The 1,673-nt window shown below is 47.6% G+C and carries 2 tRNA genes and 1 rRNA gene; all 3 read right to left on the reverse strand.

Features of this window, described 5'->3' with window-relative positions:
- Positions 1-263 precede the first annotated feature (263 nt).
- Positions 264-339 (reverse strand) — tRNA-Ala (locus tag L1272_RS22925).
- A gap of 111 nt (positions 340-450) precedes the next feature.
- Positions 451-527 (reverse strand) — tRNA-Ile (locus tag L1272_RS22930).
- Between the two features lie 76 nt (positions 528-603).
- Positions 604-1,673: ribosomal RNA gene (locus L1272_RS22935) — 16S ribosomal RNA — on the reverse strand; the annotation flags it as partial.

Genomic DNA, 1,673 nt, shown 5'->3' on the forward strand with positions numbered 1-1,673 from the left:
AGTGACAGCTGTTAACTTCGCCAGAAGTTAATTCATCAAATAATGATGAGAATACTAAAGTAGATACCGATTAATCATTGCTGATTAACTGGCATATTTTTTACTTTTGAAAACTCTTTATAGATACGAATATCTATAAGAATTTTAATATCAGCTTTCCAAATTTTTAAAGAGCAAGAGAATAAACTTCTCAAAATTAAACACACTCTATTCTCAAGCAGTTTATTACCTGATTAAGAATGTTTATTTTTAAGGAGTAAAAGTGGTGGAGCTAAGCAGGATCGAACTGCTGACCTCCTGCGTGCAAGGCAGGCGCTCTCCCAGCTGAGCTATAGCCCCACATATGCTGGTACTTACTGTTTTATTAGCCACTTCGATTGAGACAAGGCGTAAGTTGAGGACGTTTAGTTCACTAAACGACGAAGCTTACAACGCAGTATCAAGAAGAAGTGGTGGGTCTGAGTAGATTTGAACTACCGACCTCACCCTTATCAGGGGTGCGCTCTAACCAACTGAGCTACAGACCCAAACAATAAGTGTTGTTCTCTTTACAATTAACAATCATCTGTGTGGACACTACGAACAAATAAGTTCTAAATCGTATAAGGAGGTGATCCAGCCCCAGGTTCCCCTAGGGCTACCTTGTTACGACTTCACCCCAGTCATGAATCACTCCGTGGTGAACGTCCTCCCGAAGGTTAGACTATCCACTTCTGGAGCAACCCACTCCCATGGTGTGACGGGCGGTGTGTACAAGGCCCGGGAACGTATTCACCGCGTCATTCTGATACGCGATTACTAGCGATTCCGACTTCATGGAGTCGAGTTGCAGACTCCAATCCGGACTACGACGCACTTTAAGTGATTCGCTTACCCTCGCAGGTTCGCAGCACTCTGTATGCGCCATTGTAGCACGTGTGTAGCCCTACACGTAAGGGCCATGATGACTTGACGTCGTCCCCACCTTCCTCCGGTTTATCACCGGCAGTCTCCTTAGAGTTCCCGACCGAATCGCTGGCAACTAAGGATAGGGGTTGCGCTCGTTGCGGGACTTAACCCAACATCTCACAACACGAGCTGACGACAGCCATGCAGCACCTGTATCAGAGTTCCCGAAGGCACCAAACCATCTCTGGTAAGTTCTCTGTATGTCAAGTGTAGGTAAGGTTCTTCGCGTTGCATCGAATTAAACCACATGCTCCACCGCTTGTGCGGGCCCCCGTCAATTCATTTGAGTTTTAACCTTGCGGCCGTACTCCCCAGGCGGTCTACTTAATGCGTTAGCTTTGAAAAACAAGTCCGAAGACCCGAGCTTCTAGTAGACATCGTTTACGGCGTGGACTACCAGGGTATCTAATCCTGTTTGCTCCCCACGCTTTCGTACATGAGCGTCAGTGTTGACCCAGGTGGCTGCCTTCGCCATCGGTATTCCTTCAGATCTCTACGCATTTCACCGCTACACCTGAAATTCTACCACCCTCTATCACACTCTAGTTTGCCAGTTCGAAATGCAGTTCCCAGGTTGAGCCCGGGGCTTTCACATCTCGCTTAACAAACCGCCTGCGTACGCTTTACGCCCAGTAATTCCGATTAACGCTCGCACCCTCCGTATTACCGCGGCTGCTGGCACGGAGTTAGCCGGTGCTTCTTCTGTAAGTAACGTCACAGCTAAG

It is taken from the genome of Pseudoalteromonas sp. PAST1 (assembly GCF_021532515.1).
Lineage (GTDB): Bacteria > Pseudomonadota > Gammaproteobacteria > Enterobacterales > Alteromonadaceae > Pseudoalteromonas > Pseudoalteromonas simplex.